Here is a 25,111-nt window from a genome sequence, read left to right as displayed (position 1 = left end):
CGGCGGCTACAGCTCGCTCCAGTCCTGGTCGGGGTAGCGGTGGACCGGCGCCGAGACGTCGTCCAGCGCACCCCTGATCTCCTCGGGAAGCGTAAGGGCCTCCACCGACAGCGCCGCACGCAGCTGTGCGGACGTGCGGGCGCCGACCAGCGCCGCGGCCACCCCGGGGCGGTCCCGGACCCACGCCAGGGCGACCTTCAGCGGGCTGCTGGCCAGGCCGTCGGCGGCGGTCGCGACCGCGTCGACGATCCGCCGCCCCCGCTCGTCGAGGTAGGGCTGGACGAAGCCGGAGAGGTACGGGGAGGCGCCCCGCGAGTCCTGCGGCACCCCGTGCCGGTACTTGCCGGTGAGCACGCCCCGGCCCAGCGGCGACGAGGCCAGCAGCCCGACCCCGAGGTCGAGGGCGGCGGGCAGCACCTCGCGCTCTATGTTGCGCTGCAGCAGCGAGTACTCCATCTGCGTGGCGGCCACGGGGGTGCGGCCGGGCACGGCCCGCTGCAGGGTGGCGGCCTTGGCGAGCTGCCAGCCGCTGAAGTTGGAGACGCCGACGTAGCGGGCCCGGCCCGAGGAGACGGCCAGGTCGAGGGCGTGCAGGGTCTCCTCGGTGGGCGTGGCGGGGTCGTACGCGTGCACCTGCCACAGGTCGACGTAGTCGGTGCCCAGCCGCTGGAGGGAGGCGTCGAGGGCGGCCAGCAGGTGGCCCCGGGAGGCGTCGAACCGGCGGTCGGCGTGCGGCACGCTGCCCGCCTTGGTGGCGATGACCAGCTCCGACCGGGGGACCAGGTCCTCGACGAGCCGGGAGAGCAGGTACTCGGCGCCGCCGTCGGCGTACACGTCGGCGGTGTCGACCAGGGTGCCGCCGGCGTCCAGGAATTCCTTGAGCTGCTCGGCGGCCTCGTGCTCGTCGGTGTCGCGGCCCCAGGTCATGGTGCCGAGGCCGATCCGGGAGACGCGCAGCCCGGTCCGGCCGAGGTGTCGCTGTTCCATGGCGCGAGCGTAGTGGCCGACCCGCCGCGGGACGTGGAGATCCGCAGGTGGGGTCGTGTCCGTGGCGGCCCCGCGCGGGCCGCCGGTCCGCCTTGCGCCCGTGTGGCGCAGCCCACAGCTACCCGTCGGTAGCATCGTCCGGGGCGCCCGGCTACGCTCGCAGGCGGCGGGGCCGCCCGGCCCGCCGGTGCGTCCGCATCCCGGCACGCGCACCCGCCGCACCACGGAGGCTGGCAGCACATGCGACTCGGCATCAACCTCGGCTACTGGGGCCTCGGCAACGACGCCGACAACATCGCGGTGGCCCAGGAGGCCGACCGCCTCGGCTACGCGGTGTGCTGGGCGGCGGAGGCGTACGGATCGGACGCCGCCACCGTGCTCGCCTACGTGGCCGCGAAGACCGAGCGGATCGACGTCGGCTCGGCGATCTTCCAGATCCCGGCCCGCACCCCCACCATGACCGCGATGACCGCCGCCACCCTGGACACCCTCTCCGGCGGCCGCTTCCGCCTCGGGCTCGGCGTCTCCGGCCCGCAGGTCTCCGAGGGCTGGTACGGCGTCAAGTTCGACAAGCCGCTGGCCCGCACCCGCGAGTACGTGGAGATCATCCGCAAGGCGATGCTGCGCGAGCGCGTCGTCCACGAGGGCGCGAACTGGACGCTGCCGCTGCCCGGCGGACCCGGCAAGCCCCTCAAGCTGACCGTGCACCCCGTCCGCGAGCACATCCCGCTGTACATCGCCGCCATCGGCCCGAAGAACCTGGAGCAGACCGGCGAGATCGCCGACGGCTGGCTCGGCATCTTCTTCGCCCCCGAGCAGGCGGAGGTCTCCCTGGAGCCGCTGCGGGCCGGCCGCGCCAAGGCCGGGAAGACCCTGGAGGGCTTCGACCTCGCCCCGACGCTGCCCGTCGCCGTCTCCGACGACGTCAAGGCCGCCGCCGACGCCTTCCGCCCCTACACCGCGCTGTACGTCGGCGGCATGGGCAGCAAGGAGCAGAACTTCTACAACCGGCTCGCCCGCCGCATGGGCTACGAGCAGGCCGCGGACGAGATCCAGGAGCGCTACCTCGCCAAGGACTACGCCGGCGCCGCCGCGGCCGTCCCGCACGAGCTGATCGACTCCACCGCGCTGATCGGCCCCAAGGAGCGCATCGCCGACCGCATGCAGGCCTACGCGGACGCGGGCGTCACCACGCTCAACCTCTCCCCGGGCGGCCTCACCCTGGACGAGCGGATCTCCACCCTGCGTACCGCCGTGGAGGCCCTGGAGCTGGCCGGCCTCGCCTGACGGCCCCGCACCCCGACGGCCCGGGTCCGGCACCCGGACCCGGCACCCGGACCCTGCACCCCGGGCCGCGCCCCCGCGGGGGCGCGGCCCGAGGCCCGGGGGAGGCCCCCTACCGGCGGCCCGCGGGCACCAGCCGGCCCAGCAGCCGGCCGAAGTCGATCAGCCGGGCGATCTGGCCCGGCCCGCCGTCGTCCAGCGACTTGGAGAACCGGAACGCCTCCGGCCGGAACCGCGCGGTCGCCACGCCCCCGTCCTCGCCCGGCGCCGCCGACAGCTCCTGCAGCGTGCCGGTGGCCACCACGAGGTAGACGCCGCGGTTCGTCCGCACGCCGTTCTCGTCGCGGCCCACCATGGTCCGCATCCCCACGTGGCCGACCGCGCCCAGCGGCAGCACCTGGACCGAGGAGTCCAGCACGGTGCCGCCGGGCGCCTCACCGTCCGTCACCTCCTCGCTGTGCCAGAGGATCAGCCGCCTGCCGTCGCAGACGGCGGCCTCCTGCCACACCGAGGCCCCGTTCTCGGTCAGGTCCACCACCCGCTCCAGGGTGAAGCCGCGCACCCTGCGCCGCCCCAGCACGCCGGAGACCGCGTCGAGCGCCACGTCCGCGTGGAGGAAGTAGGAGCGGGCCGCGTCCTGGAAGCGCCCGTAGGGCGACCAGTCGCTGCCGGCCCGCCCGCCGTGCGGCCCCTCCTCCGGCCTCGGGTCCGTCGTACGCCAGGCACCGCTGATCCGGAACATGCGCACCGCCTCACCGCCCGTCCCCCGCCGGGATCGCCGTCTGGTGGCAGCTACCTACCCAGTCACCCGGCGATCTTCACATATCCGGCGGTGCGCCGCCGCCCGGACGCGGTCACAGCCAGCCGCTGCGCTTGAACACGCGGTACAGGCCCGCGCAGACACCTGCCATGAGCAGCAGCACCGCCGGGTACCCCCACACCTGCCGCAGCTCCGGCATATGGGTGAAGTTCATCCCGTAGATCCCGGCGATCATGGTGGGGACGGCGGCCAGCGCCGCCCAGGCCGAGATCTTGCGCATGTCGTTGTTCTGCTGGACGCTCACCTGCGCCAGGTTGGCGCTCAGGATGTCCGACAGCAGCCGGTCCAGCGCCTCGACCTGCTCGTTGGCCCGGGCCAGGTGGTCGCCCACGTCCCGGAAGAAGGGGCGGGTCCCCTCCGGCACGAACGGCACCCCGCCGCCGGTGAGGCGCGCCACCGGGTCCTGCAGCGGCGCCGTGGCCCGGCGGAACTCCACGATCTGCCGCTTGAAGCCGTAGATCCGCTCGGCGACGGACCCGCTGCCGCGGGCCGAGCGCGACGTCTGCGGGGCGAAGACCGACGCCTCCAGCTCCTCCAGGTCGACCTGGAGCTCCGCCGAGATGTCGAGGTAGGTGTCGACTACCTCGTCGCAGACCGCGTACATCACCGCGCCCGGGCCGTGCCGCATCACGTCGGGCTGCTCCTCCAGGCGTTTGCGCACCTGCGCCAGCGGGCTGCCGGGACCGTGCCGCACGGTCACCACGAAGGCGTCGCCGACGAACATCATCAGCTCACCGGTGTGCACGGTGTCGTGCTCGTCGTCGTAGCCGACGGTCTTCAGCACCAGGAACAGCGAGTCGTCGTACGACTCCAGCTTGGGCCGCTGGTGGGCCCGGACCGCGTCCTCCACGGCCAGCGGGTGCAGGCCGAACTCGTCCGTCACCAGGGCGAACTCGTCCTCCGTGGGCTCGTGCAGCCCGATCCAGACGAAGGTGTCCCCGGCCTTGCGGGCGGCCTCCACGGCGTCGGAGAAGTCCTCCGGGCCCTTGGTCCGGCTGCCGTTGCGGTAGATGGCGCAGTCCACGATCACGTGAGGATTCTCGCCCCCCGGGCGCCCGCGAAACAGCCCGGGGTGCCGCGGACCTCCGAGGGGCGGCTTAGGCTGGGCCGCATGCCGACCCTGCTGCTCGTCCGCCACGGCCGCTCCACCGCGAACTCCTCCGGCGTCCTCGCCGGCTGGAGCCCCGGGGTCGACCTCGACGACGAGGGCCGGGCCCAGGCCGCGGCCCTGGCCGCCCGCCTCGCCGGGGTGCCGCTGGCCCGGGTGGTCTCCAGCCCCCTGGACCGCTGCCGCCAGACCGTGCAGCCGCTGCTCGCCGCCCGCCCCGAGCTGGGCACGGCCGACCTCGACGAGCGCGTCGGGGAGTGCCGGTACGGCGACTGGACGGGCCGCCCGCTCGCGGAGCTGGCGAAGGAGCCCCTGTGGCGCACCGTGCAGGACCACCCCTCCGCCGCGGTCTTCCCCGGACCCGAGGGCGAGTCGCTCGCCGCCATGAGCCGACGGGCGGTGGAGGCCGTGCGCGAGTGGGACGCGCGGGTGGCCGAGGAGCACGGGCCCGACGCGGTCTGGCTCGCCTGCACCCACGGCGACATCATCAAGGCGGTGGTGGCCGACGCGCTCGGCCTGCACCTGGACCTCTTCCAGCGGATCTCCGCCGACCCGGCGTCGGTCACCGCGGTCCGCTACACCCCGCTGCGGCCCTTCCTGCTGCGGCTCGGCGACACCGGCGACCTGTCCTCGCTCGTCCCGCGGACGCCGGCCCCCGGCGGGGACGCCGCGGAGCGGTCGGACGCCGTGGTCGGCGGCGCCACCGGCGCCTGACCGCCGGCCCGCGGGGCCCGCGCCGGGCCTCCGGCGGCCGCCGCCCGGCCGGGCCCGGACCTCCGCTGCGCCCGCCCCCTCGCAGGTGGGTAGGGTGAGAGGCGGACCACGACGTCAGCAGAGGCAGAAGTATCGGAGCAGCGCGTGCCCCGTCAGGTGTTCTTCTACGACCAGCCAGAACGGTTCGTCGCCGGCACGGTCGGCGAGCCCGGCGACCGCACCTTCTTCCTCCAGGCCACGGGGGGCGGCCGCACCACCAGCGTCCTCCTGGAGAAGACGCAGGTCGCGGCCCTGGCCGAGCGCGTCGACGAACTGCTCGACGAGGTGCTGCGGCGCAGCGGCGGCACCGCCCCGGTGCCGGCGGTCGCCCCCTCCGAGCTGGTCGACGTGGCCCCGCTGGACCTGCCGCTGGTCGAGGAGTTCCGGGTCGGCACCATGGCGCTCGCCTGGGACGGCAGCGAGGAGTGCGTGGTCGTCGAGGCCCAGGCGCTGGTGGAGGCGGGCGAGGACGACGAGGACGCGGACGACGACGAGCTGATCGAGGACGAGGAGAACGGCCCGCCGCTGCTGCGGGTCCGGATCAGCGGCGCGATGGCCCGGGTCTTCGCCAAGCGCGCCCTCGACCTGGTCGCCGCCGGGCGCCCGCCGTGCCCGTTCTGCAGCCTGCCGCTGGACCCCGAGGGCCACATCTGCCCGCGCGCGAACGGGTACCGGCGCTGAACCCCGCCGACCCCGCCCCCCGCACGGCCGGCGACGCCGCCCCGGCCGCGGGGCCCGACGCGCCCCGGCCCGCCGGAACCGCCGCGCCCGCCGGGGCCCCGGACGCCCGCGAGGCGGCCCCCGGACCCGGCCACGGGGCCGCGGGGGAGCCCGACGCGGCCCCGGAGGTGCCGGAGGTGCCGGAGGCCGACCCCGCCGCCTCCGCCGCGCTCGCCGCCGACCCGGAGCGCGCCCTGGCGCTGCTCCGCTCCGGCGCCCTCACGGTCCACGGGCAGCTCGGCGACGCCTCCAACACCGTGCTGTACTGCACCGTCGCCCTGGACGGCCTGGAGGCCGTCTGCGTGTACAAGCCGGTGGACGGCGAGCGGCCGCTGTGGGACTTCCCCGACGGCACCCTGGCCGGCCGCGAGGTCGCCGCCCACGAGGTCGCCGCGGCCGCCGGCTGGGCGATGGTCCCGCCGACGGTGCTGCGCGACGGCCCGTTCGGCGAGGGCATGGTCCAGCTGTGGGTGGAGCCCGACCCGCAGGCCCGGCTGCTGGCCCTCCAGGACGCCGAGGAGGCCGAGCCCGGCTGGCTGCCCGTCGGCCGCGCCGACGTCGGCGGCGGCCGCACCGCGCTGCTGGTGCACGCCGACGACCCGCGCCTGCGGCGCCTCGCCGTCCTGGACGCGGTGCTCAACAACGCCGACCGCAAGGGCGGCCACCTGCTGCCCGCCGCCGACGGGCGGCTGTACGGCATCGACCACGGCGTGACCTTCGCCGTCCCCGGCAAGCTGCGCACCCTGCTGTGGGGCTGGGCCGGGGAGCCGCTGCCGGAGGAGGCGCTGGAGGTGCTGCGCAAGCTCGCCGCGGACCTGGCGGGCGCGCTGGGCGAGCGGCTGCGGCCGCTGCTGACCGCCGCCGAGATCGCCGCGGCCCGGCGGCGGACGGCCGCGCTGCTGGACTCCGGCCGCCACCCCGGGCCCTCGGGGGACTGGCCCCCGGTGCCCTGGCCGCCGATCTGACCTGCCGGGCCGTCCCGGACCGGCCGCCCCCCCGGTCCGCCGGGGGCGGGCCGGGGACGACCCGAAGCCCGTTGGCCGCCGAAAAGATGGTCCGGTTAAAGTTTTGGGCATGCATGCCTGGCCCGCCACAGACGTCCCCGCCCTCCCCGGCCGCGGGAACCCCCTGCGCATCCACGACACCGCCGCAGGGCGCACCCGGGAGGTCGTTCCCGAGGGCCCCACGGCCCGCCTCTACGTGTGCGGCATCACCCCCTACGACGCCACCCACCTGGGCCACGCGGCCACCTACACCGCGTTCGACCTGGTCCAGCGGGTGTGGCGGGACGCGGGGCACGACGTGCTCTACGTCCAGAACGTAACCGACGTCGACGACCCGCTGCTGGTGCGGGCCGCCGAGACCGGCGTCGACTGGACCGAGCTCGCCGAGCGCGAGACCGCCCTCTTCCGCGAGGACATGACCGCCCTGCGGATGCTGCCGCCGGCCCACTACGTCGGCGCGGTGGAGTCCATCCCGTGGATCGTGCCGCTGGTGCAGCGGATGCTGGACAGCGGCGCCGCCTACGAGCTCGACGGCGACGTCTACTTCTCCGTCGAGTCCGACCCGCACTTCGGGGAGGTCTCCCGCCTCACCCCCGAGGAGATGCTGCCGCTCTTCGGCGAGCGCGGCGGCGACCCGGACCGCCCCGGCAAGAAGCACCGCCTGGACCCGCTGCTGTGGATGGCCGCCCGCCCGGGCGAGCCCTCCTGGGAGACGGAGCTGGGCCGCGGCCGGCCCGGCTGGCACATCGAGTGCGTGGCCATCGCCCTGCGCCACCTGGGCATGTCCTTCGACGTCCAGGGCGGCGGCAGCGACCTGGCCTTCCCGCACCACGAGATGGGCGCCGCGCACGCCGACGCGGTGACGGGCGAGCACCCCTACGCCCGGGCGTACGTCCACGCCGGGATGGTGGCGCTGGACGGCGAGAAGATGTCCAAGTCCCGCGGGAACCTGGTCTTCGTCTCCCGGCTGCGCGCCGCGGGCGTCGACCCCGCGGCGATCCGCCTCGCGCTCCTCGCCCACCACTACCGCTCGGACTGGGAGTGGACCGACGCGGTGCTGGACGAGGCCGTGCGCCGGCTCGGCCGCTGGCGGGCGGCGGTCTCCCGCCCGGACGGCCCCCCGGCCGAGCGGCTGCTGGCGGAGGTCCGCGCGGCGCTCGCCGAGGACCTGGACGCCCCGCGGGCGCTGGCCGCGGTCGACCGCTGGGCCGCGCTGCAGGAGGCGGAGGGCGGCGAGGACACCGGCGCCCCCGGGCTGGTCTCCCGCACCGTCGACGCGCTGCTCGGCGTGGCGCTCTGACCCCGAAGAGGCCCTCCCCGCACCGTCCGTGACGCGCCGTCAGTCCTGGTGACGCACCGTCGGGCCGCCCTCCGGGGCGGCCCGACGGCTTTCCGGACGCCCTTCCCGGGCGCCCCTCCCGCTGCGCCCCGGCCGGAATCCGGCGGAGGGCGGCCGGGCGGCGACGCCCGGCCTTGACAGGATCATGCTTGGTCTAGTCCACTGGGGGCGGCGGACGACCGGCGGCTGCCCGACGCCGGTCGCCCGCCACCGGGCCGCCGCACGGCCGCTACCGGCCGTCGCCGTCCCGGTCGGCCGGCCCGCCGGGGCCGGACGCGCCGCCGTCCTCCTCCGCGGGGCCGGCGGGGCCGCTCTCCGCGTCCGTACCCGGGGCCGCCTCCCGCTCCCCGGGAGCCCGCCCGCCGTCCGGCAGCTCCGGGCCCGGCCGCCCGCCCGCCGGACCGTCCGGCGGCGCCGGCCTCGCCGGCGAGGGCCGCTCCGGCGCCCGCTGCTCCTGGCCCCGGTGCTCGGGCCCCCTGCGCTCCGGACCCCGGGACTCCTCCCGCCGGAAGGACCCCGCCCGGCCGCCCTCGGCGCCCTCGCCCGGCTCCGCCGGCCCCTGGTCGCCCCGCCGCCGCAGGTACCGCTCGAACTCGCGGGCGATGGCGTCGCCGGACGCCTCCGGCAGCTCCGCGGTGTCCCGCGCCTCCTCCAGCTGCTGCACGTACTCGGCCACCTCGCTGTCCTCGGCGGCCAGCTGGTCCACGCCGATCTGCCAGGCGCGGGAGTCCTCCGGCAGCTCGCCCAGCGGGATCCGCAGGTCCAGCAGGTCCTCGACCTTGTTGAGCAGCGCCAGGGTCGCCTTGGGGTTCGGGGGCTGCGCCACGTAGTGCGGCACCGCCGCCCAGAACGTCACCGCCGGCACCCCGGCGTGCGCGCACGCCTCCTGGAGGACGCCCACGATGCCCGTCGGCCCCTCGTACCGGCTCTCCTCCAGCTCCAGGCTCCGGGCCAGCCCCGGGTCGGAGGTCACGCCGCTGACCGGCACCGGGCGGGTGTGGGGGGTGTCCCCGAGCAGCGCGCCCAGCACCACCACCATCTCCACGCCCAGCTCGTGGGCGAAGCCCAGCAGCTCGTTGCAGAACGACCGCCAGCGCATGCTCGGCTCGATGCCCCGCACCAGCACCAGGTCCCGCGGGCGGGGCTCGGTCACCCGGACCACCGACAGCCGGGTCGTCGGCCAGGTGATGCGGCGCACCGCGCCGTCCATCCACACCGTCGGCCGGTTGACCTGGAAGTCGTAGTAGTCCTCGGCGTCCAGGGCGGCGAACACCTTGCCGCCCCACACCTGGTCCAGGTGCCCCACCGCCGCGGAGGCGGCGTCCCCGGCGTCGTTCCAGCCCTCGAACGCGGCCACCATGACCGGGTCGATCAGCTCGGGCACGTCCTCGAGCTCGATCACCCAGCGCCTCCCTCCGGCCGCTCCGGCGGCCCCGGCCGGTCCCCGCGCGGGGCCCTCCCGGAGCCGGCCCGGACCGGCTGCCGACTTCCGACGCCCGCGCGGCGGCTCGCCCCGCGGACCGTACGTGACCAGCCTACGGGCAAAGGCGGGGCCTGCTCCCTCATCCGGCCGGGCGCCGCACCGCCCAGCCCGCACGGTAGTCCGACCAGTCCCGCGGGGTCGCGGTGAAGTCGACGTACAGCGCCACGCCGAACCGCTCCCGACCGGGCTCGGTGCGCCCCAGCCCCAGCCGCACCCCGCGGACCGCCGCCGCCACCGTCTCGGCGTGCCCCCAGTGCCCGAACTTCTCCTCCCGGTACGCGGGCAGGCCCATGAGCAGGTCCACCCGGCCGGGCACGGCCTCCAGCGCGAGGGCGGTCTGCTGCGCCACGTACCCGCTGTACAGCGACTCCAGGGGGGTCCCGGTGTCGTACGACATCACCGCCACCTGGTCGACCCGCCGCGCGACCTGCCCGAAATATGCCTGCGACCACCACTTGGGGTGGTCGGCCAGCGCCGCGGCCGCGCGGTGCAGGCCGGGCAGCGGGTCGATCTGCGGGGTCGCCGCCGAGAGCACCGCGCCGCGGCGGGCCGTCACCGCGCGGGTGCGGTCCAGGACGTCCAGGAAGCCGGGGTCCCCGGAGCGGACCGGCTCCAGGTCCAGGTGCACCCCGGCGAAGTCCGCGTCCAGGACCTGCCCGGCGGAGGCGGCGACGGCCGCCCGCACCGCGGGCCGGTCCAGGTGCAGCCCCTCCGGGTGCTCGGGCGCCACCACGTCGCCCAGCCAGGCGTGCACCCGCAGCCCCGGCGCGGCCCGGTGCAGCTCGCCGACCAGCCGGCGCGCCCGCGGGTACAGCCGGGGGTCCAGCGTGCCGTCGTGCCCCAGCGGGCCGGCGTGGACGTACAGGTCGCGGATGCCCGTGGTGCGCAGGTCCGCGGCGAGGGCGGCCGTGTCCGCCGGACCCCTGCGGCCGTCCACCCAGGCGTGGCCGAGCCACAGCGCGTCCCGGCCGCGGGTGCGGGCGTCCGCCCGCGGCTCCCCGGCCCCCTCCAGCCGCAGCGCCGCCGCGGCCGCCGCCACCGGCGCCGCCAGGACCGCGAGCACCACCGCCAGCGCCACCGCGGCCCGCCGCGGCCGCGACAGCCCCCGCCACCACCGCCGGGACCGGCCCGGCAGCCCGGCCACCGCCGCGGCACCCGTTCGCAGTACCCCCACCGAAGACCCCGCCCCTCCCCGTCGTCCCCGGTCCGCGCCCGCACCCGGGCCGCCGGGGCCGCCCAGGATACGGAACGCCGCCGACGCTTCCGCGGCCGCCGGATACGCTGGCCGGGTGCGGTCCCGAACCGACGGGGCGCGCATAGCCGACAGCCGTCGCACCCAGGGAGCATCACCATGGCCGTTGCCGTCCCGTCCGCAGCCCACCAGCGCAGGGCCGACGCCCTGCGCGAGGCCCTCGCCACCCGCGTCGTGGTGGCCGACGGGGCGATGGGCACGATGCTCCAGGCGCACGACCCCACGCTGGACGACTTCGAGGGCCACGAGGGCTGCAACGAGATCCTCAACACCTCCCGTCCCGACATCGTCCGCTCCGTCCACGAGGCGTACTTCGAGGTCGGCGTCGACTGCGTGGAGACCAACACCTTCGGGGCCAACCTCGGGGCCCTGGGCGAGTACGGCATCGCGGACCGCATTTTCGAGCTCTCCCGGGCCGGCGCCGCCGTCGCCCGCGAGGCCGCCGACCGCTTCGCCACCGAGGACCGGCCCCGCTGGGTGCTCGGGTCCATCGGCCCGGGCACCAAGCTGCCGACCCTCGGCCACGCCCCGTACGCGGCGCTCCGCGACGCCTTCCAGGAGAACGCCGCCGGACTGGTCGCGGGCGGCGCCGACGCCCTGCTCGTGGAGACCAGCCAGGACCTGCTGCAGACCAAGGCCGCGGTGCTCGGCGCCAAGCGGGCGCTGGCCGAGGCCGGCCTGGACCTGCCGGTCTTCGTCCAGGTCACCGTCGAGACCACCGGCACCATGCTGCTGGGCTCGGAGATCGGCGCGGCGCTCACCGCCCTGGAGCCGCTCGGCGTCGACCTCATCGGCCTGAACTGCGCCACCGGCCCCGCCGAGATGAGCGAGCACCTGCGCCACCTGGCGAAGAACGCCCGCGTCGGCCTGTCCTGCATGCCCAACGCCGGACTGCCCGTCCTCGGCAGGGACGGCGCCCACTACCCGCTCACCCCGGCCGAGCTGGCCGACGCCCACGACGTCTTCACCCGCGAGTACGGGCTCTCCCTGGTCGGCGGCTGCTGCGGCACCACCCCCGAGCACCTGCGGCAGGTCGTCGAGCGGGTGCGCGGCCGCGAGGTGGCCGCCCGCGACCCGCGCCCGGAGCCGGGCGCCTCCTCGCTGTACCAGGCGGTGCCGTTCCGGCAGGACACCTCCTACCTGGCCATCGGCGAGCGCACCAACGCCAACGGGTCCAAGAAGTTCCGCGAGGCCATGCTGGCGGGGGACTGGCAGGCCTGCGTGGAGATCGCCCGCGAGCAGATCCGCGACGGCTCCCACCTGCTGGACCTCTGCGTCGACTACGTCGGCCGCGACGGCACCGCCGACATGCGGGAGATCGCCGGACGCCTGGCCACCGCCTCCACGCTGCCGATCGTGCTCGACTCCACCGAGGTCGACGTGCTGCGGGCCGGCCTGGAGGCGCTGGGCGGCCGCGCGGTGCTCAACTCCGTCAACTACGAGGACGGCGACGGTCCGGACTCCCGCTTCGCCCGCATCGCCTCGCTGGCCCGCGAGCACGGCGCCGGCCTGATCGCGCTGACCATCGACGAGGAGGGCCAGGCCCGCACCGCGGAGCACAAGGTGGCCGTCGCCGAGCGGCTGATCGCCCAGCTCACCGGCGAGTACGGCATCGAGGAGTCCTCGATCCTCGTCGACTGCCTGACCTTCACCCTGGGCACCGGGCAGGAGGAGTCCCGCCGGGACGGCGTCGAGACCATCGAGGCGATCCGCGAGCTCAAGCGCCGCCACCCGGCCGTGCAGACCACCCTCGGCCTGTCCAACATCTCCTTCGGCCTGAGCCCGGCCGCGCGCGTGGTGCTGAACTCGGTCTTCCTGCACGAGTGCGTCGAGGCCGGCCTGGACTCCGCGATCGTGCACGCCTCCAAGATCCTGCCGATGGCGCGGATCCCCGAGGAGCAGCGCGAGGTGGCCCTGGACCTGGTGTACGACCGCCGGCGTGAGGGCTACGACCCGCTGCAGCGGCTGCTCCGGCTCTTTGAGGGCGTCTCCTCGGCGTCGGTGCGGGCGTCCAAGGCCGAGGAGCTGGCCGCGCTGCCGCTGGAGGAGCGCCTGCAGCGCCGCATCGTCGACGGCGAGCGCACCGGCCTGGAGGCCGACCTGGACGAGGCCCTGGCGGCCCGGCCCGCGCTGGAGATCATCAACGAGACGCTGCTGGAGGGCATGAAGACGGTCGGCGAGCTCTTCGGCTCCGGCCAGATGCAGCTGCCGTTCGTGCTCCAGTCGGCCGAGGTGATGAAGACCGCGGTGGCCCACCTGGAGCCGCACATGGAGAGGAGCGGCAGCCAGGGCAAGGGCACCATCGTGCTGGCCACCGTCAAGGGCGACGTCCACGACATCGGCAAGAACCTCGTCGACATCATCCTGTCCAACAACGGCTACAACGTCGTCAACCTGGGCATCAAGCAGCCGGTCTCGGCGATCCTGGACGCCGCGCAGGAGCACGGCGCCGACGTCATCGGCATGTCGGGCCTGCTGGTCAAGTCCACGGTGATCATGAAGGAGAACCTGGAGGAGCTCAACCAGCGCGGCCTGGCCGCCGACTACCCGGTCATCCTCGGCGGGGCCGCCCTCACCCGCGCCTACGTCGAGCAGGACCTCCACGAGGTCTACGACGGCGAGGTCCGCTACGCCCGCGACGCCTTCGAGGGCCTGCGGCTGATGGACGCCCTGATCGCGGTCAAGCGCGGGGTCCCCGGCGCCGCGCTGCCCGAGCTGCGGCAGCGCCGGGTCGCGGCCCGCCCGCGGGCCGAGGAGGCGGAGGAGAACCGGGGCGCCGTCCGCTCCGACGTGGCGGTCGACAACCCCGTCCCCGCCCCGCCCTTCCTGGGCGACCGCATCGTCAAGGGCATCCCGCTCGCCGACTACGCGTCCTGGCTGGACGAGGACGCCCTCTTCAAGGGCCAGTGGGGCCTCAAGGCGTCCCGGTCCGGCGACGGCCCCACCTACGAGGAGCTGGTGGAGACCGAGGGCCGTCCCCGGCTGCGGATGTGGCTGGACCGCCTCCAGACCGACGGCCTGCTGGAGGCCGCCGTGGTGTACGGGTACTACCCGGCCGTCTCCAAGGGCGACGACCTGGTCGTCCTCCACGAGGACGGCACCGAGCGGACCCGGTTCACCTTCCCCCGCCAGCGCCGCGGCCGGCGGCTCTGCCTGGCCGACTTCTTCCGCCCGGAGGAGTCGGGGGAGCGCGACGTGGTGGGCTTCCAGGTCGTCACCATGGGCGGCCGCATCTCCGAGGCGGCCAACGAGCTCTTCGCCGCCGACGCCTACCGCGACTACCTGGAGCTGCACGGCCTCTCCGTGCAGCTCGCCGAGGCGCTGGCGGAGTACTGGCACGCCCGGGTCCGCTCCGAGCTGGGCTTCGCCGGGGAGGACCCGGACGACGTCCGCGACATGTTCGCCCTGAAGTACCGCGGCGCCCGCTTCTCGCTCGGCTACGGCGCCTGCCCCGACCTGGAGGACCGGGCCAAGATCGCGGACCTGCTGCGGCCGGAGCGGATCGGGGTCGAGCTGTCGGAGGAGTTCCAGCTCCACCCCGAGCAGTCCACCGACGCCATCGTGATCCACCACCCGGAGGCGAAGTACTTCAACGCCCGGTGACCCGCCGGCCCCGGCGCGGGGGCCGCGTCCCCGACGTGCCGACGCGGCGCCGCCGGGGCGCCGCGGCCCGGGCGGCCCGCGCGGCCCGGACGTGCGTATCATGGACGGCCCTTCCGGCACCGCCGGAGGGGCCGTCCGCACCCGGACCGGATCCGGCACCGCAACCGCACCGCACCGCACCCGTATCCGCACCGCAGAACCGACCCGAGGGGCCCCGCCCGTGACCACCACCTCCGCCGCCGCCTCCCGAGCCGACTCCGGCAGCTCCGGGCTCCAGGCCGTCCTCCTCGACATGGACGGCACCCTGGTGGACACCGAGGACTTCTGGTGGCAGGCGGAGAGCACCCTGCTGGCCGAGCTCGGCCACCGGCTCGACGAGTCGCACCGCTCCAAGGTCGTCGGCGGCCCCATGTCCCGGGTGGTGGACTACCTCATCGACACCACCGGCGTGCCGCTCACCGCCGCCGAGCTCTCCATGATGATCAACCAGCGGTTCACCGAGCTGCTGGCCGGAGGGGTGCCGCTGATGCCGGGCGCCGACCGGCTGCTCGACGAGCTCGCCGAGCACGGCGTGCCCACCGCCCTGGTCTCCGCCTCCCACCGGCACGACATCGACCTGGTGATGCGCACCCTGGGGGCCCACCGGTTCGCCTTCTCGGTCGCCGGCGACGAGGTCACCCGCACCAAGCCCCACCCCGACCCGTACCTGGTCGCCGCCGCCCGGCTGGGCGCCGAGCCCGCCCGCTGCGTCGTCGTCGAGGACTCTCCCACCGGGGTGCGGTCCGCCGAGGCCGCCGGGTGCACGCTGGTCGCGGTCCCGTCCGTGGCCCGCATCGAGGAGGCGCCGGGGCGCACCGTGGTGCCCTCCCTGGAGCACGTCGACCTGGCGCTGCTGCGCCGCCTGGTGCCCGCCCCGGTGTGACCCTCGTTACCCGCCCCCGTCCCGGCGGCCCGTACAAGGCGGACAATCATCCCCAAGTCGGCCCGCCCCCGGCGGCCCCGCACCGGTGGCCGCTTCCCGGTGCGCACGGACGTTGTGGCACGCTACACACGATCGACACCCCGTGGCGGTCCCGTCGGCCCCCCTCCCCGCAGCCTGACGGACCGCCACCCCAGGCCCGCACACCGCTCCGTGGCGTCCACCCGCGCCCGCCGGCCGGTCCGCGGGCCGCACGGCATGGCCGCTGCGTCGCACCACGCCGCAGCGGGCGCGGCCCGTCCCCACACCCCGGGGGCGGGCGCGGCAACGAGCGGCGCCCTGACCGCCGGTCTGGAGAAGAAGAGAAGAGATGTCAGCAGTCACACGACTGGCGGTGCTCGGCTGCGCCGGCCTGGTCGCCTCGACGGTCGCCGCGTGCGGCTCCTCCACGCCCGGCGGCGCCGGCGGGGGCTCGAAGGCGATAACCATGGGCACCACCGCGGTGACCAGCACCTTCGACCCGGCCGGCGCCTACGACGCCGGCTCCTGGATGGTGCTCGCCAACACCCACCAGACGCTGCTGAGCTTCCCGGCGGGCGCCACCACGCCGCAGCCCGACGCGGCCCAGTCCTGCTCCTTCGCCGGCGGCAGCGCGACCGAGTACACCTGCACCCTGCGCAGCGGGCTGAAGTTCGCCAACGGCCACCCGCTCACGGCCCAGGACGTCGTCTTCTCCTTCACCCGGATGAAGAAGATCCACGACCCGTCCGGCCCGGCGGACGCCCTCTTCAGCACCCTGGCGTCGACCGAGGCCAAGGGCGACGACCAGGTGGTCTTCCACCTCAACGCCCCCGACGCGATCTTCCCCTCCAAGATCGCCACCGCGGCGGGCTCCATCGTCGACCACCAGGTCTACCCGGCGGCCTCCCTGCTGCCCAACAGCCGCATGGTCGGCTCCGGCCCCTACAAGGTCGACGGCATCGACGAGATGTCCGCCGCCGACGGCGGGGCCAAGGTGCCCGGCACCGTGCACATGAGCGCCAACCCGGACTACAAGGGCAGCATCACCAAGCTGGAGAACAGCGCCTTCAACCTGCGCTACTTCAACGAGGCCGCCGAGATGAAGTCCGCGCTGGACAGCGGCGACATCGACCTCACCGACAGCGGGCTCGACCCCAAGGACGCCCTGGCCTACAAGGATGCGTCCCTCAAGGGGACCGGCGGCGTCAAGGTCGTCGAGGGCACCGGGGCCGAGAGCCGCTACATGGTCTTCAACACCAAGGACCCGGTCGTCGGCCGCACCGCCGTGCGCCGCGCCATCGCCCAGCTGCTGGACCGCAAGGCCATCGCCCGCGACTCCCACCAGCGCACCGTGCAGGCCCTCTACTCGGTCGTCCCCGCGGGCATCCTCGGCAGCGACACGGCCTTCTACAGCGAGTACGGCGACCCCAGCGTCGCCGCCGCCCGCCGGATCCTGCGCACCGCCGGCATCAAGGCCCCGGTGGACTTCTCGCTCACCTGGTCCCGCTCCTCGGTCAACCGCGTCGAGGCGGAGCAGATCAAGCAGCAGCTGGAGGCCAGCGGCCTGTTCAGCGTCGAGGTGAAGCAGGAGGCCGACTGGACCACCTTCACCAAGAACTGGCAGCGCGGCGTCTACCAGGCCTACACCGTCTCCTGGGTGCCCGACTACCCCGACGCGGACAACTACATCGTCCCGCTGGTGGTCCACGGCGGCGCGTTCGGCAACAGCTGGGACAGCCCGGAGATCAGCGACCGCCTGGTCCCGCAGACCCGCAAGGTCGCCGACCGCAGCGCCACCCTGGACCAGTTCGCCGCGATGCAGCGGATCGTCGCCCACGGCTCCCCGCTGATCCCCCTCTGGCAGAGCAAGTCGTTCTACGCCTGCAAGGACGACATCAGCGGCCTGGAGTCCACCGTGGACGTCACCGGCATCTTCCGCTTCTGGCAGATCGGCCGCATCGACGGCTGACCGCGCACCGCGGACCGCCGAGGTCCGCGGCCGGACCCGAGGGGCCGGCCGGAGCACCCGCTCCGGCCGGCCCCCGTGCGTGCGGCCCCCGTGCGTGCGGCCCCCGTGCGTGCGGCCCCCCGCGGGGGGCCGCACGGCCGCGCCTACAGGGCGCCCGGGCGGACCAGGCCGCTCTCGTAGGCGTACACGGCCGCCTGCACCCGGTCGCGCAGGCCCAGCTTGGTCAGCACGTGGCCCACGTGGGTCTTCACCGTCGTCTCGCTGACGAACAGCTCGGCGGCGATCTCCGCGTTGGACAGCCCCCGCGCCACCAGCCGCAGCACCTCCACCTCGCGCTCGGTGAGCGTGCCCAGCGAAGCGGGCGGCGCCTCGTCGCCCGAGGGCAGCCGGGTGGCGTACATGTCCAGCAGCCGGCGCGTCACGCTGGGCGCCAGCATCGCGGCGCCGTCCGCCACCACCCGGATCGCCTGCACCAGCTCCTCCGCCGGCACGTCCTTGAGCAGGAAGCCGCTCGCCCCCGCCCGCAGCGCCTCCACGACGTACTCGTCCAGGTCGAAGGTGGTGAGCACCAGCACCTTCGCCGGCCCGTCCCGGCCCGGTCCGGCGATCCGCCGGGTGGCCTCCACGCCGTCCATCCGGGGCATCCGGATGTCCATCAGCACCACGTCCGGCTGCAGTGCCCGCACCTGGTCCAGGGCCTGCTGGCCGTCGCCGGCCTCGCCCACCACGGCCAGGTCGGGCTCGGCCTCCAGGATCATCCGGAAACCGGTGCGCAGCAGCGGCTGGTCGTCGACCAGCAGCACTCGGATCGTCACCACGACTCCTCGGTCGTCCTCGGCTCGGGCAGCACGTCGAGCGGGTAGGGCGGCGGCGTACCGCCGAAACTCGGGCACAGGGCGCGGTGGTCGCACCAGTCGCACAGGCGGCTCGGGCGGGGGAGCCACTCGCCGGTCGCCACGGCCCTCCCGATCGCCTCCCACAGGGCCAGCAGCTTGCGCTCCACGGCCCGCAGGTCCTCCGGCTCCGGGTCGTACGCCACCACGTCTCCGCTGCCCAGGTAGACCAGCTGCAGCCGCTTCGGCACCACGCCCCGCAGCCGCCACAGCACCAGCGCGTAGAACTTCATCTGGAACATGGCCTTGCCCTCGAAGTCCCGCGAGGGAGCCCGGCCGGTCTTGTAGTCGACCAGCCGGACCTCGCCGGTGGGCGCCACGTCGACCCGGTCGACGTAGCCGCGCAGCACCAGGCCCGACTCCAGGGCGGTCTCCACGTACAGCTCCCGCTCGGCGGGCTCCAGCCGGTTCGGGTCCTCCAGCCGGAAGTACCCGTCCAGCAGCCGCTCGGCGTCGGCGAGCCAGCCGGCCAGCACCGAGCCGTCCGCGTCGTCGGGGAAGAGGTCCGCCAGCTCGGGGCGCTCGCCCAGCAGCCGCTCCCACTGGGGGCGCAGCAGCTCCCGGGCCCGCTCGGGGGTGCGCTCGCCCGCGGGGCTGTCGAAGAGCCGCTCCAGGACGGCGTGGACCACCGTGCCCCGGGTCGCGGCGGGGCTCGGCGGCTCGGGGAGCCGGTCGATCACCCGGAACCGGTACAGCAGCGGGCAGTTCATGAAGTCGGCCGCCCGCGACGGGGAGAGGCCGGTGGGCGCGGCGGCCGGGCGCCCCGCGGCGGGGGTGCCCACCGCAGGACGGGCCGAGGTCGGCGGTGCGCCGGGCTCCCCGGGCGTGCCGCTGCTGTCGGTCTGGTGCATGCCCCGACCCTATGCCCCGGCGGTGACACCGCGCCGGGCTCCTCCCGGCACCGGCGGCCCCGCGCCCCTCCGCCCGTCCACCGCCTCCCGCCCGTGCCCCGCCCGCGTCCCGTCCGTGTCCCGCCCGCGTCCCGTCCGCGGTCCTCCGGTCTCCCGGGCCGGATGCGGCTGACCCGCCGCCGGAGCGGGTACCAGACCAGGGGTGCCACACCCGCACCGGCCGCCGCACGGGAGCACGCCCGCGATCGTCCGGCACCCGGCCATCACGTAGCGTGGGCGTACGCGTGCGTCCCGGGCCCGCCCCCGGACGCCGCGCCGGACGCGATCTGAAGGGGCCACGGTGAGCGAGACCAGGGGGCAGTCGACGTCGGACGGGGCCCGCCCCGGACCGGCCGGCCCCGACCGCCCCGACCCCTCCGGCCCGGCCCCCCGTGACCCCGGGCGGCCCGGTCCTGGGCCGTCCGGCCCTGGACGGCCCGACGACCCCGAGCGGCCGCGCGGCGGGATCCTCATGGGGCGCCCCTTCGGCGTCCCGGTCTACGTCACCCCCACCTGGTTCGTCATCGCCGCGCTCATCACCTGGGTCTTCGGCAGCCGGCTCGGGACGGTGCTGCCCGGACTGGGCCGCGAGCGCTACCTGCTGGCGCTCTTCTTCGCCGTCGCCTTCTACGCCTCGGTCCTCGTCCACGAACTCGCCCACACCCTGGTCGCGCTCCGCTACCGCCTCCCCGTGCGCCGCATCCAGCTGCAGTTCCTCGGCGGCGTCTCCGAGATCGAGAAGGAGGCGGAGACCCCCGGCCGGGAGTTCTGGCTCGCCTTCTCCGGCCCGCTGCTCTCCCTCGTGACGGGCGGCGTCTTCTACCTGGGCCTCCGCCTCGTGCGGCCCGACACGGTGCCCGGGGTGCTGCTGGCCGGCCTGATGGCCTCGAACGTCGTCGTGGCCGCCTTCAACCTGCTGCCCGGCCTGCCGCTGGACGGCGGCCGCATGCTCCGCGCCGCCGTGTGGCGCGCCACCGGCCGGCCGCTGGCGGGCACCGCGGCCGCCGCCTGGGCGGGCCGCTGCCTCGCGGTGGCCGTCCTGGTCGGGCTGCCCCTGCTGACCGCCCGGCGCACGGCGCCGGCCGCCTCCGGGGCCGACACCCTCACCGACGCCGTCCTCGCCGCCGTCCTGGCGGCGGTCATCTGGAACGGCGCCGGGCAGAGCCTGCGCACCGCCCGCCTCAAGGAGGCGCTGCCGCGGCTGCGGGTGCGCGCCCTCACCCGCCCGGCCGTGCAGGTCGCCGCGGACACCCCGCTCGCCGAGGCCCTGCGGCAGGCCCGCGAGGCGGGGGCCCGCGGCATCGTGGTGGTCGACGGCCGCGGCGAGCCGCGCGCCCTGGTCCGGGAGGCCGCCGTCCTCGCCGTGCCGGAGCGCCGCCGCCCCTGGACCGCCACCGGCGCCCTCGCCCGCGACCTGCTCCCGGGCATGCGGCTGTCCGCCGACGGCGACGGCGAGGAGCTGCTGGCGGCGCTGCGGCGGGCGCCCGCCAGCGAGTACCTGGTCGTCGAGGCGGACGGCACGGTCCACGGGGTGCTCTCCCTCGCCGACGTGGAGCGGGTCCTCGCCGCCGCGATGGCGGGCCGCTGACCGCCGCGTCCCCGCCCGGCTGCGGCCGCGTCCCCGCTCCCGCCCGCCGGCCGCCGCGTCCCGCCTCCCGGCCGGTGCCCGGCGGGGCCCCGCCCCTCCCGGCCTCCGTCGGGCGGGCGGCCGCCGCGTGGTCGGGGGAGCCCCCGGACTGGCACTAGAATGAACCGCATGTCCGAACCGACCGGTGCCGCCCGCCGTCGCGGGCCCTTCCAGGTCGGGGACCAGGTCCAGCTCACCGACCCCAAGGGACGCCACTACACGTTCACGCTCGAGGCCGGGAAGAACTTCCACACCCACAAGGGTTCCTTCCCCCACGACGAGCTGATCGGTGCCCCCGAGGGCACTGTCGTGCGTACCACGGGGAACGTCGCCTACCTCGCGCTGCGGCCCCTGCTCCCCGACTACGTCCTCTCCATGCCGCGCGGCGCCGCGGTGGTCTACCCCAAGGACGCGGGGCAGATCATCTCGATGGCCGACATCTTCCCCGGCGCCCGCGTCGTCGAGGCCGGTGTCGGGTCCGGGTCGCTCTCCACCTACCTGCTGCGCGCGGTCGGCGACCAGGGCATGCTCTCCTCGTACGAGCGCCGGGCCGACTTCGCGGACATCGCCCGCAAGAACGTCGAGCGGTACTTCGGCGGTCCGCACCCCGCGTGGAGGCTGACCGTCGGCGACCTCCAGGACCACCTGGCCGAGACCGAGGTCGATCGGGTCATCCTGGACATGCTCGCCCCCTGGGAGTGCCTGGACGCCGTCTCCAAGGCGCTGGTCCCCGGCGGCCTGGTCTGCTGCTACGTGGCGACCACCACCCAGATGTCGCGCACCGTCGAGGCGCTGCGCGAGCACGGGACGTTCACCGAGCCGCAGGCCTGGGAGACCATGGTCCGCACCTGGCACCTGGAGGGCCTGGCGGTCCGCCCGGACCACCGGATGATCGGCCACACCGGCTTCCTGCTCACCGCCCGCCGGCTCGCCGACGGCGTGGAGCCCCCGCTGCGCCGCCGCCGCCCCTCCAAGGGCGCCTACGGCGAGGACTACGAGGCGGCGGGCGGCGGCGCGGCCTGACGCGCCCCCGCACCGCCCCCGCACGACGGCGGGGCGGGGCGGACCGGTCCTCCGGCCCGCCCCGCCCCGCCGTCCGTGCTCCCCGGGCCGTCCGCGCCCCTCGCCGCACCCCGGCCGCGCCCCGCCTCCGGACCCCCTCCCGCAGCCGCCTCCCGGGGCCTCCGGCAGCCACCCCGGCGGTCCGCACGGCCGCACCGCCCCGGGGGACGCGATCGCGCCACGGTGTGGCAGGATCTGGGCCACATGACATGCCCACCGTTCCGGCGGCCGGGCACACCCGCGCCGGTGGAGGGGATCACCAGGTGGACGCAGCAGCCGAGGCAGCGGACGCGGAGCCGCGTGCGGACGGGGGACGCGGACGGGACGGCGGTCCCGCGCACGCCCGCTCCGGGCCGTTCCACTGGGCGGCCACGGCGGCCGCGGTCGGCGCGGTGATCACCACGGCCGTCGTCACGGCCCCGGCCGAGGGCGCCGCCCGGACGGCCCGCCCGGCCCCCTCCGGGGCCCCCACCGCGCCCGTGGGCCCCGCCGCGCATCCGGTGCCCTCCGCGGCCCCGGCCGCCGCCCCCGACCCGGCCCGTGTCCGGCTGCCGCTGGACTGCGGCCCGTTCCCCGTGAAGGCGGCGCGCTCCTCCTCCGCCGACCTCGACCGCGACGGCCGCCCCGAGACGGTGGTCGCCGCCCACTGCGACGGCGCGAACGGCACACCGCCCGACGGCGTGTACCTCCTCGCGGCAGGGCCCGCGGGCCCGCGGATCGCGGCCACCCTGGTGCGGCCGGAGGAGAACCTCGACGTGCTGGCGCTGGAGGCGGACCGGGACGGCACCGTCACGGCCCGGGTCCAGGGCTACTCCACCCTGGACGTGCCGCGCTGCTGCCCGGACGTCCACCTGATCCTGAGCTGGGCGCGGGCGGGCACCTCGTGGGTCCGCGCGCAGGTCCCGGACCCGCAGTAGGGCGGCCCCGCCCGCACCGCACCGCCCGCACCACCCTGCCCCCGCCGGCCGCCCGCGGGCGGCCGGCGGGGAAGCGGACCGGCCTCGCGGACCGGTCCCGCGGTCCTACTCGGCGTCCGGCCCGTACACCTCCACGCGGTCGCGGGCGCGGCGGACGTGGATGCAGTCGCCCGGGCACTCCTTCGCCGAGTCCACCACGTCCTGAAGCACCGTCAGCGGCACCGGGACCGACGCGCCCGGCTCCTGCCGCAGCTCGTCGTCCTCGCCCTTCACGTAGGCCAGTCCGTCGATGTCGAGCTCGAAGACCTCGGGCGCGTACTGCGCGCAGATCCCGTCGCCGGTGCAGAGATCCTGGTCGATCCACACCTCGAGGGGCTCTGCTTCCGAAGGCCTGTCGGTCGGGGACATCTCGCCTGCCGTTTCTGTCCTGAGTCGCCCCGTCCGGGGCATTCCCGCCATTCGTACAACGATCGGTCCGGTTGCGGCGGCAGCGATCGCTCATTGACCTGATCGACGATACATCTGGTCGCTTTCCGCAGGTGCCGGGTGGGTATCTCCCTGGCGAGGGGAAGCGCGCAAGGGTGAAGATCGGACACGCCCCTTCCGTCTTTCTGATCTAGGGGTTTACACGCCCCCTGGCACAGGTAGGGTCTGGAAGCGTCCAGCTCCCCCGGAGGAGGTGAGGACCGTGGCAGCCCACGATGACGACTACAACCGCAGCAGCGCCAGGCCGGCTCGGGATTCCGAGGAGGCCGCTCAGGTCTCGTTCCTGGAGCAGGAGATTGCCGTGCTGCGCCGAAAGCTCGCCGACTCGCCGCGCCACTCGAGGATCCTCGAGGAGCGCATTGTCGAGCTGCAGACCAACCTGGCCGGTGTGACGGCCCAGAACGAGCGGCTCGCCGCCACCCTCCGCGAGGCCCGCGACCAGATCGTGGCCCTCAAGGAGGAGGTGGACCGGCTCGCCCAGCCCCCGGCCGGATTCGGCACCTTCCTCAGCACCGTCGAGGACGGGACGGCGGACATCTTCACCGGCGGCCGCAAGCTGCGGGTCAACGTCAGTCCCAACATCGACCTCGACGAGCTCCGGCGCGGCCAGGAGGTCCTGCTCAACGAGGCCATGAACATCGTGGACGCCCTCGAGTTCGAGTCCCTCGGCGAGATCGTCACCCTCAAGGAGGTCCTGGAGGACGGCGAGCGCGCCCTGGTGCTCGGCCACACCGACGAGGAGCGCGTGGTCCGGCTCGCCGAGCCGCTGCGCGACAGCCTCCTGCGGTCCGGTGACGCGCTGCTGCTGGAGCCCCGCTCCGGCTACGTGTACGAGGTGATCCCGAAGTCCGAGGTCGAGGAGCTGGTCCTCGAGGAGGTCCCGGACATCGACTACCGGCAGATCGGCGGCCTGGCCAACCAGATCGAGCAGATCCGCGACGCCGTGGAGCTGCCGTACCTGCACGCCGACCTCTTCCAGGAGTACGAGCTCCGGCCGCCGAAGGGCGTCCTGCTCTACGGCCCGCCCGGCTGCGGCAAGACGCTCATCGCCAAGGCCGTGGCCAACTCCCTTGCCAAGAAGGTCGCCGAGGTCACCGGCCGCCCGCAGGGCAAGAGCTACTTCCTCAACATCAAGGGTCCGGAGCTGCTCAACAAGTACGTGGGCGAGACCGAGCGGCAGATCCGTCTGGTCTTCCAGCGGGCCCGGGAGAAGGCGAGCGAGGGCACGCCCGTCATCGTCTTCTTCGACGAGATGGAGTCGCTCTTCCGCACCCGCGGCTCCGGCGTCAGCTCGGACGTGGAGAACACCATCGTCCCGCAGCTGCTCGCCGAGATCGACGGCGTGGAGGGCCTGGAGAACGTCATCGTCATCGGCGCCTCCAACCGCGAGGACATGATCGACCCGGCGATCCTCCGGCCGGGCCGGCTGGACGTCAAGATCAAGATCGAGCGTCCGGACGCCGAGGCGGCCCGGGACATCTTCTCGAAGTACCTCAAGGCCACCCTGCCGCTGCACCCCGACGACCTCAAGGAGCACGGCTCCTCGGCGGACGCCGCCGTGGACGCCATGATCCAGTCGGTCGTGGAGCGGATGTACTCCGAGACCGAGGAGAACCGCTTCCTGGAGGTCACCTACGCCAACGGTGACAAGGAGGTCCTGTACTTCAAGGACTTCAACTCCGGGGCGATGATCCAGAACATCGTGGACCGGGCGAAGAAGATGGCCATCAAGGACTTCCTCGACCACGGCCAGAAGGGCCTGCGCGTCTCCCACCTGCTCGCCGCCTGCGTGGACGAGTTCAAGGAGAACGAGGACCTGCCCAACACCACCAACCCGGACGACTGGGCCCGCATCTCCGGCAAGAAGGGCGAGCGGATCGTCTTCATCCGCACGCTCGTCACCGGCAAGCAGGGCGCCGAGTCCGGCCGATCCATCGACACCGTGGCCAACACGGGTCAGTACCTGTAGGACCG

20 protein-coding genes are annotated in these 25,111 nt (G+C 75.1%); 12 read left to right on the top strand and 8 right to left on the bottom strand.

What is annotated here, in order from left to right; genetic code table 11:
• Positions 1 to 6: 6 nt before the first annotated feature.
• The gene (locus tag LO771_RS02730; protein WP_230647895.1) at positions 7 to 987 is read right to left on the bottom strand and encodes an aldo/keto reductase; all 981 of its coding nucleotides are present in this window, start codon (positions 985 to 987) and stop codon (positions 7 to 9) included.
• Positions 988 to 1,227: 240 nt separating this feature from the next.
• Between LO771_RS02730 and LO771_RS02725 the strand changes: the two genes are divergently transcribed.
• A complete protein-coding gene (locus LO771_RS02725) occupies positions 1,228 to 2,274 on the top strand; it encodes an LLM class F420-dependent oxidoreductase (protein WP_230647894.1) in 1,047 nt (348 codons plus the stop codon).
• Between the two features lie 109 nt (positions 2,275 to 2,383).
• On the opposite strand, the gene LO771_RS02720 is transcribed toward LO771_RS02725, so the two are convergent.
• Both LO771_RS02720 and corA read right to left on the bottom strand, forming a co-directional pair.
• Entirely contained in the window at positions 2,384 to 3,013 is a 630-nt protein-coding gene (locus tag LO771_RS02720) for a hypothetical protein (RefSeq protein WP_230647893.1), read from the bottom strand.
• A gap of 112 nt (positions 3,014 to 3,125) precedes the next feature.
• Entirely contained in the window at positions 3,126 to 4,121 is a 996-nt protein-coding gene (gene corA / locus LO771_RS02715; protein ID WP_230647892.1) for a magnesium/cobalt transporter CorA, read from the bottom strand.
• Positions 4,122 to 4,202: 81 nt separating this feature from the next.
• Between corA and LO771_RS02710 the strand changes: the two genes are divergently transcribed.
• The 4 genes from LO771_RS02710 (at position 4,203) to mshC (ending at position 7,976) form a co-directional block, all read left to right on the top strand.
• Positions 4,203 to 4,913 (top strand): histidine phosphatase family protein, encoded by a 711-nt coding sequence (locus LO771_RS02710; protein ID WP_230647891.1) that lies wholly within the window; start codon positions 4,203 to 4,205, stop codon positions 4,911 to 4,913.
• A 144-nt stretch (positions 4,914 to 5,057) separates the two neighbouring features.
• Complete coding sequence (locus tag LO771_RS02705) at positions 5,058 to 5,633, top strand: DUF3090 domain-containing protein (RefSeq protein WP_230647890.1); 576 nt, start codon at positions 5,058 to 5,060, stop codon at positions 5,631 to 5,633.
• A gap of 176 nt (positions 5,634 to 5,809) precedes the next feature.
• Positions 5,810 to 6,637 carry an SCO1664 family protein gene (locus LO771_RS02700; protein ID WP_374228041.1) on the top strand — a complete coding sequence of 276 codons (828 nt, stop codon included), beginning with the start codon at positions 5,810 to 5,812 and terminating at the stop codon, positions 6,635 to 6,637.
• A 109-nt stretch (positions 6,638 to 6,746) separates the two neighbouring features.
• Positions 6,747 to 7,976 carry a cysteine--1-D-myo-inosityl 2-amino-2-deoxy-alpha-D-glucopyranoside ligase gene (gene mshC / locus LO771_RS02695; RefSeq protein WP_230647889.1) on the top strand — a complete coding sequence of 410 codons (1,230 nt, stop codon included), beginning with the start codon at positions 6,747 to 6,749 and terminating at the stop codon, positions 7,974 to 7,976.
• Between the two features lie 268 nt (positions 7,977 to 8,244).
• Here mshC and LO771_RS02690 read toward each other — a convergent pair whose 3' ends face one another.
• Together LO771_RS02690 and LO771_RS02685 are read right to left on the bottom strand one after the other, a co-directional pair.
• Positions 8,245 to 9,417: a PAC2 family protein gene (locus LO771_RS02690; protein WP_230647888.1), complete on the bottom strand. Its 1,173-nt coding sequence runs from the start codon at positions 9,415 to 9,417 to the stop codon at positions 8,245 to 8,247.
• Between the two features lie 160 nt (positions 9,418 to 9,577).
• Entirely contained in the window at positions 9,578 to 10,672 is a 1,095-nt protein-coding gene (locus tag LO771_RS02685) for a hypothetical protein (protein ID WP_308188816.1), read from the bottom strand.
• 177 nt (positions 10,673 to 10,849) lie between these two features.
• Between LO771_RS02685 and metH the strand changes: the two genes are divergently transcribed.
• The 3 genes from metH (at position 10,850) to LO771_RS02670 (ending at position 17,262) form a co-directional block, all read left to right on the top strand.
• Positions 10,850 to 14,353: a methionine synthase gene (gene metH, locus LO771_RS02680; protein WP_230647886.1), complete on the top strand. Its 3,504-nt coding sequence runs from the start codon at positions 10,850 to 10,852 to the stop codon at positions 14,351 to 14,353.
• Positions 14,354 to 14,573: 220 nt separating this feature from the next.
• Positions 14,574 to 15,275, top strand: a complete 702-nt coding sequence (locus LO771_RS02675; protein WP_230647885.1) for an HAD family phosphatase — start codon at positions 14,574 to 14,576, stop codon at positions 15,273 to 15,275.
• Positions 15,276 to 15,642: 367 nt separating this feature from the next.
• Positions 15,643 to 17,262: an ABC transporter substrate-binding protein gene (locus tag LO771_RS02670; RefSeq protein ID WP_230647884.1), complete on the top strand. Its 1,620-nt coding sequence runs from the start codon at positions 15,643 to 15,645 to the stop codon at positions 17,260 to 17,262.
• Positions 17,263 to 17,405: 143 nt separating this feature from the next.
• Here LO771_RS02670 and LO771_RS02665 read toward each other — a convergent pair whose 3' ends face one another.
• Both LO771_RS02665 and LO771_RS02660 read right to left on the bottom strand, forming a co-directional pair.
• Positions 17,406 to 18,077, bottom strand: coding sequence for a response regulator transcription factor (locus tag LO771_RS02665; protein ID WP_230647883.1), 672 nt, complete (start codon positions 18,075 to 18,077; stop codon positions 17,406 to 17,408).
• Complete coding sequence (locus LO771_RS02660; RefSeq protein ID WP_255743602.1) at positions 18,074 to 19,006, bottom strand: RecB family exonuclease; 933 nt, start codon at positions 19,004 to 19,006, stop codon at positions 18,074 to 18,076. Before LO771_RS02660 ends, LO771_RS02665 begins: the two co-directional genes overlap by 4 nt.
• Positions 19,007 to 19,346: 340 nt before the next feature.
• On the opposite strand from LO771_RS02660, the gene LO771_RS02655 reads away from it, so the two are divergent.
• The 3 genes from LO771_RS02655 (at position 19,347) to LO771_RS02645 (ending at position 22,651) form a co-directional block, all read left to right on the top strand.
• On the top strand, positions 19,347 to 20,633 hold the full coding sequence (locus tag LO771_RS02655; RefSeq protein WP_230647882.1) for a site-2 protease family protein: 1,287 nt from the start codon (positions 19,347 to 19,349) through the stop codon (positions 20,631 to 20,633).
• 168 nt (positions 20,634 to 20,801) lie between these two features.
• Entirely contained in the window at positions 20,802 to 21,695 is an 894-nt protein-coding gene (locus LO771_RS02650) for a tRNA (adenine-N1)-methyltransferase (RefSeq protein ID WP_230647881.1), read from the top strand.
• A gap of 302 nt (positions 21,696 to 21,997) precedes the next feature.
• The gene (locus tag LO771_RS02645; protein WP_230647880.1) at positions 21,998 to 22,651 is read left to right on the top strand and encodes a hypothetical protein; all 654 of its coding nucleotides are present in this window, start codon (positions 21,998 to 22,000) and stop codon (positions 22,649 to 22,651) included.
• A gap of 105 nt (positions 22,652 to 22,756) precedes the next feature.
• Here LO771_RS02645 and LO771_RS02640 read toward each other — a convergent pair whose 3' ends face one another.
• On the bottom strand, positions 22,757 to 23,059 hold the full coding sequence (locus tag LO771_RS02640; protein WP_230647879.1) for a ferredoxin: 303 nt from the start codon (positions 23,057 to 23,059) through the stop codon (positions 22,757 to 22,759).
• A gap of 280 nt (positions 23,060 to 23,339) precedes the next feature.
• On the opposite strand from LO771_RS02640, the gene arc reads away from it, so the two are divergent.
• Positions 23,340 to 25,106, top strand: coding sequence for a proteasome ATPase (arc, locus tag LO771_RS02635; protein ID WP_230647878.1), 1,767 nt, complete (start codon positions 23,340 to 23,342; stop codon positions 25,104 to 25,106).
• Positions 25,107 to 25,111: the final 5 nt, after the last annotated feature.

Source organism: Streptacidiphilus sp. ASG 303 (assembly GCF_020991365.1).
Classification (GTDB): Bacteria; Actinomycetota; Actinomycetes; order Streptomycetales; family Streptomycetaceae; genus Peterkaempfera.
The sequence above is the reverse complement of the archived record's forward strand: the minus strand, read 5'-3'. Positions and strand labels throughout refer to the sequence as shown.